The organism is Flexivirga sp. B27 (genome assembly GCF_052905685.1).
This window is the reverse complement of record NZ_JBPYUM010000008.1, coordinates 21,426-27,492: the sequence shown is the minus strand read 5'-3', so window position 1 is coordinate 27,492 and position 6,067 is coordinate 21,426. Positions and strand designations below refer to the sequence as shown.

General features: G+C 65.6%; 4 protein-coding genes. All 4 read right to left on the bottom strand.

Annotated elements, in window-relative coordinates; all coding sequences use genetic code 11:
• The coding region (locus tag ACSZL9_RS19000) for an ABC transporter substrate-binding protein (RefSeq protein WP_446667098.1) at positions 1-1,424 on the bottom strand (1,424 nt) is incomplete at its 3' end.
• 87 nt (positions 1,425-1,511) lie between these two features.
• Positions 1,512-2,552, bottom strand: coding sequence for an ABC transporter permease (locus ACSZL9_RS18995; RefSeq protein WP_446667097.1), 1,041 nt, complete (start codon positions 2,550-2,552; stop codon positions 1,512-1,514).
• 196 nt (positions 2,553-2,748) lie between these two features.
• Positions 2,749-4,512 carry an ABC transporter substrate-binding protein gene (locus ACSZL9_RS18990; protein ID WP_446667096.1) on the bottom strand — a complete coding sequence of 588 codons (1,764 nt, stop codon included), beginning with the start codon at positions 4,510-4,512 and terminating at the stop codon, positions 2,749-2,751.
• A gap of 132 nt (positions 4,513-4,644) precedes the next feature.
• Complete coding sequence (locus ACSZL9_RS18985) at positions 4,645-6,015, bottom strand: replication-associated recombination protein A (protein WP_446667095.1); 1,371 nt, start codon at positions 6,013-6,015, stop codon at positions 4,645-4,647.
• Between the last annotated feature and the right edge of the window lie 52 nt (positions 6,016-6,067).

Below are 6,067 nucleotides of genomic sequence, written 5' to 3'. Positions count from 1 at the left end.
GGGTCGGCGATCTTCTTGGTCCGCTCGGCCTTCGGGACCGGGATGTCCTTGACCGTGAAGCCGGCCTTCTTCAGACCGTTCTTGCGGGCGGTGTTGGCCGCGACCGATGCCGGGTCGTCACCGGTGTAGTAGTAGGACAGCTTGAAGCCGACCTTGCCGGCCTTCTTCAAGATGGCCTTGGCCTTGGCCGGGTCACCGGTGCCCTGGCCGGTGGCGTAGGGCAGCGGGTCGTACTTCTTGTAACCCTGCAGGCTCGGTGCCGCGTAGGTCGTGGCCGGCTGGTAGTTCAGCTTCGAGGAGCCGCCCGCCTTACGGATCTGGTCCCACGGCATCGCGTAGCCGACGGCCTTGCGGATGTTCAGCGGGATCTTGTTGACGTTCAGGTTGACGTAGTACTCACACGACGACGGGCCGATCGCGAACTGGTTCTTCTGCGCACCGGTCACCTTCGACTCCAGCGAGGAGTCCAGCGCACCGATGTTCACGGTGTTGGCACCGGCGCCGCTGTTGGCCAGGATCCGCTGCTGCGAACCCAGGTTGGTGATCGCCAGGTTGATCTGCACCTTGTCCGGGTAGTTGTGCCGCACCGGGTCCGTCTTGGGCTCCCAGTACTTGTTACGCGACAACACCAGCTTGGACCCGATGTTGTACGAGTCGACCTTGTACGGGCCGGTCGTCAACGGGTGCTTCTGGTAGTCACCCTTGGTGTCCTTGGCCTTCGGCACCGGAGTGAACTCCGGGAACGAGGCGAAGTAGTTGAACGACGGCACCTTCTTGACCAAGTGGAACACCAGAGTGTCATCACCCTTGGTCGTCACACCCTTGAAGTTGGCATCCGGCTGCTTGTACGGACCCTTGTAGTCCTTACCACCCACCAGGTACTGGCGCTGGTAGTCGGTGCCGTTCAGCGCGACGCTCTCCTTGGCAAAGGAACGCTTCATCCCGTAGACGAAGTCCTCGATCTTCACCGGGGAGCCGTCGGAGTACTTCAAGCCCTTCTTGATCTTGAAGGTCCAGGTCAACCCGTCCGCGGACGGCTTACCCACGCCCTCGGCCAGGTCCGGCACCAGGACCGGCTTGCCCTTGACGATCTTGTACTGCGTCAGCGTGCGGTACAGGTACTGCGTCGCGAACGCGTTCGAGTCGACGTAGTAGATACCGGCCGGGTCCAACGTGGGCGGGTTCGACGAGTCGTCGATGTAGCGCGTGCCGCCCTTCTTGGCACCCTTGACGTCCGGGGCCGGGCCCTTCAGCGTCGCGTCCTGAGCCGCGACCGCAGCCTTGGTCTGCTCACCGGCAGCAGTGTTGTTGCCGTTGCCGCTGCCGCTGCCACCGGTGCCCGACGGGCCGCCGCTGCTGCACGCAGCCAACGAGACCGCAGTAACGCCTGCGGCCGTCAGCGCAGCCAATTTCGTCCAGCGCATTTGTCATTCTCCCTTTTTCGTTACTTCCCGGCACAGCCCGGGAAGAGTCTGTGGTGTGTCTTGCATCGAGTAAGTCGAAGTAGCGCGTCAGCGCCTGGTGGTGGGGTTGAAGGCGTCCGAGACCGCGTCACCGAGCAGGCTCAGGCAGAGCACCAGGATCAGCAGGCCGACCAGCGGCGCCAGCATCGGCAGCGGGAAGGCCTGCATCTGCTGCTGGCCCAGGGCGATGTCCAGGCCCCAGTCGGCGGTCGGCAGGCTGATGCCGACGCCGAGGTAGGACAAGCCCGCCTCCGCACCGATCCAGGCCGGCAGCGACGTGGTGAACGCGACCAGGATGACGCTGGTGAGGTTGGGCAGCATCTCCTTGAAGAGGATGCGCTTGGTCGGCGAGCCGAGCGAGCGGGCTGCCTGCACGAACTCGCGCTCGCGCAGGGCCAGCACCTCACCGCGGATCAGGCGGCACAGGCCGGCCCAACCGAAGAAGACCAGCGCGATGAAGACGGCAGCGATCCGGATCTTCTGCACCTCGCCGGTGGTCGGCTGACCGCCGGGCACCAGGTAGGTGGTCATGATCGGCACCAGGGCGATCGCGAAGAGCAGGAACGGCAGGGACAGCACGAAGTCGACGACCCAGCCGATCACCCGGTCGATCCAGCCGCCGAAGAAGCCCGCGGTCAGGCCGAGGACGACGCCGATGATCGTCGTGGTGATGGTCACGATCAGCGCGATCGAGAAGGACGGGCGGATGCCGTAGACGAAGCGGGCGAAGACGTCATACCCGGAGTTCGAGGTCAGGCCCAGCCAGTGGTCGCCGTTGGTGTAGAAGATCGGCAGGTTGTCGTCGCCGATCAGGTCGTAGTTGGGCTCAGTCGGGGACTGGCCTTCCAACCCCGCAATGAGCGGGGCGAAGATGCCCATCAGCAGGAAGAGCACGATCACGATCGAGCAGCCGACGGCGATCCGGTCCTTGCGGAGTCGCTCGAAGGCGATCTTCGCAGGTGACTTGCTCTGCTGCCCCCCGTCGTCGCTGTAATCCGTCTTGCCCAGGACTGCGGTCGCGCCGTCGGTCCCGTGAACTTGACCGACCTCCGTCAGCGTCTCATTGACGCCGCCAGGCCCAGCGGTCATCGATCCTCCATACGAGTTCTTGGATGTCGGCGATCAGTCACCGTGTCAACGGTCCTGCACTGATCCTGCCGACTTCTTTCGTGGTCACCCAGCCGTGCCCCCGCCCGCTGCGACGCACTAACGATGCCTACAGCGGACGGGGTGCACAACCTGGACGTGGCGAAGGTCACCCAATCGTTACATTGAGTAAGGCCGGTCAGCCGACCCAGACCTGGCCGAAATCGGGCAGACCGTGGTTGGGGTCGGGGATGACGTTGTGGACCTTGTTGCCCAGCACCGAGCTCGCCTTGGAGTAGGACAGCGGGATGCCCATGACCTGCTTGGTCATCTTCTTGTCGAAGGCCAGCCACTCAGGAGCGGCCTCCGTCGGGTCCATCGCGCTGATCCGAGCGAGTTCCTTGTCGATGGCCTTGTCCTGCAGGTTGCCGACCGAGCGGCCGTCCTTGGCGGTCGCGGAACTGAACAGCTGCGGGTAGATCGAGTCACCCGACGGCCAGTCGTAGCACCAAGAGCTGATGCCCTGGCCGACATTCTCCGGGGCGTCCGGGTCGTTGATCTTCTCCGAGATCTGCTCCTGGCTGACCGGCACGTCCTTGACCTTGAAGCCGGCGTCCTCGAGCGCCTTCTTCAGCGCGGTGTTCGCCGCAACCGACTGGCCCTTGCCGCTGACGTAGTACCAGGACAACTCGAAGCCGAGTTTGTCCGCCTTCTTCAGCATGGCCTTGGCCTTGGCCGGGTCGCCGGTGCCTTCACCCTTGAGTCCGTTGACCGCAGGGTATTGCTTGATGCCCGGCACCTGCGGCGGCGCGTAGGTCGTCGCCGGGTCGAACGTCAGCTTGCTCTCGCCGCCGGCCTTACGGGTCTGGTTGTAGGGGTAGGCGACGGCGATCGCCTTGCGCACCTCCAGCGGGATCTCCTGGGAGTTCAGCGGCAGGTAGGACTCACACGGCGACGGGCCGAAGACGACCTGCTTCTCCTGCGACTTGACCTTGCTCTCCAGCCCGGCGTCGAGCCCGGAGATGTCGAGCGTCGTGGCACCGACACCGGAGTTGGCCAGGATGCGCTGCTGCTCGGTCAACGCCGTGACGGCCATCTTGATGTCGATGGTGTCGGGGTACTGGTGCCGGATCGGGTCCGACTTGGCGTCCCACTTGGCGTTCTTCTCCAGCACGATGCGAGTGCCCTTGTTGAAGGTCTTGACCTTGTAAGGACCGGTGGCCAGCGGGTTCTTCTGGTAGTCCGCCTTCTTCTCGGCGGACTTCGGGACGGGAGTGGCCGCCGGGAACGCCAGGTAGTAGGGCAGCGTCGGCCACTTCTGGGTGAGGTGGAAGATCACCGTGTCGTCGCCCTTGGCGGTGACCCCCTTGAAGTCCTTGCCGGCGTCCTTGAACGGCCCCTTGTAGGTGTCGCCGTCGACGAGGTGCGTCCTCAGGTAGGGCACCGGGCCCTGCCCGCCGAGGTTCTCGTCGAAGGAGCGCTTGATCGCATAGACGAAGTCGGCTGCCTTGACGGTCTGGCCGTTGCTGTACTTCATGCCCGGCTTGAGCTTGAAGGTCCAGGTCTTGCCGTCGGCCGACTCCTTCCCGAGGCCCTGAGCCATGTCGGGCACCAGGGTCGACTTGCCGTCCTGGTCGATCTGGTAGCCGGTGAGCCCCCGCATCACCAACTCGGACAGGATCGTCATCGAGAACTCGTAATAGGCACCGGCCGGGTCGAACGTCGGTGGTGCACCGGCGTCGGTGATGGTGAGGGTGCCGCCCTTCTTGGCGCCGGCGACCTCCGGAGCCGGGCCCTTGACCGTGGGGTCCATTGCCGAGGACTTGATCTTGGCCCTCGGGGTGGACGAGCCGTTGTTGGCGCTCTTGTCGTTGTCGTTGTTGCTGGGGCCGCTGCTGCTGCAGGCAGCCAGTGGCATCGCCATCATGACGACGGCCGCGGCGATCTTGCTCGACCTACGCATCTTTTTCTCCGATTCGGTGGCGCGACGGGACGATCTGCGAACACTGTCACCGGAATTCGGCGACAGTGGGGTGTTTACAACCCCTGAGACGAGATCGTTACTTGTTTACCATCACGTCACCCGAAAACGGGCTCATACGCGCCGATCGTCCACCCCTCGGATGACCGATCGCAAGGACTGCCAACGCGGCCCGAGATTCTGCTCCCAACCACGGTCGGTCGGCTGGTAATAGTCGGCCTCGGTCAGGTCGTCCGGCAGGAACTGCTGCGGGCCGACACCACCGGGCTCGTCGTGCGTGTAGCGGTAACCGTCACCGTGCCCGAGGGCGGCCGCCCCGGCATACCCCGACCCGCGCAGGTGCGGCGGCACCGCTCCCCCGCGCCCGGCACGCACGTCCTCGATCGCGGCGTTGATGCCCATGTATGCCGCGTTGGACTTCGGCGCCAGTGCGTTGTGGACCACGGCCTGCCCCAGGATGATGCGCGCCTCCGGCATGCCGATCTGCGCGACGGCGTGCATCGCGGCGACGGCGGTCTGCAGGGCGGTCGGGTCCGCCATACCGACGTCCTCACTGGCGGCGATGACGATGCGGCGGGCGATGAATCGCGGGTCCTCCCCCGCCTCGAGCATCCGGGCCAGGTAGTGCAACGCGGCGTCGACGTCGCTGCCCCGCATCGACTTGATGAGCGCACTGGCCACGTCGTAGTGCTGGTCGCCTGCCCGGTCGTAGCGCACCGCGGCGGTCGCCATCGCCTGCTCCACGTGCGGCAACCCGATCGGGACGGGGTGCACGCCGGCCCCGGCGGCGTCCTGCGCGACACCGGCAGCCGCCTCCAAAGCGGTCAGCGAGCGACGGGCATCGCCACCCGCCATCCGGACCAGGTGCGCACGCGCGTCGTCGTCGAGCGTGAACTCCCCTGCCAATCCCCGGGTTTCGGCAACCGCATCATCCAGAAGCTGCGTGATGTCGTCGTCGTCGAGCGACTCCAACCGCACGAGCATCGAGCGGGAGAGCAGCGGTGCGATCACGCTGAAGCTGGGGTTCTCGGTGGTGGCTGCGACCAGCACCACGAGGCGGTTCTCGACGCCGGGCAACAGGGCGTCCTGCTGTGCCTTGCTGAAGCGGTGGATCTCGTCGAGGAAGAGCACGGTCTGCCGGCCGTAGAGGCTGCGATCACGGGTCGCCTGCTCCATGACCGCACGCACGTCCTTGACGCCGGCGTTGATCGCCGACAGCTCGACGAACCGGCGGTCACTGGCGCCCGCGACCAGATGCGCGAGTGTTGTCTTCCCGGTCCCCGGCGGACCCCACAGGATCGCCGAGATCGGACCGGCAGCACCCTTGGCACCCTCGATCAGCCGGCGCAGCGGGCTCCCCTGCTTGAGGGCGTCGCCCTGGCCGCGCACCTCGTCGATCGACCTCGGCCGCATCCGCACGGCGAGCGGCGCCGTGCTGCCGTCGGCAGCTTCGTCGTCGGTGGCGCTGAACAGATCATCGGACACGCGTGACACGCTAATCGTCGAAGTTCATTGACACGAATACAGGAGGCGGGGA

Bases quoted from the DNA above. Each gene is read 5' to 3' on its own strand.
- ACSZL9_RS18990 (WP_446667096.1), bottom strand. From the start codon at position 4,512: ATGCGTAGGTCGAGCAAGATCGCCGCGGCCGTCGTCATGATGGCGATG.
- ACSZL9_RS18995 (WP_446667097.1), bottom strand. From the start codon at position 2,552: ATGACCGCTGGGCCTGGCGGCGTCAATGAGACGCTGACGGAGGTCGGT.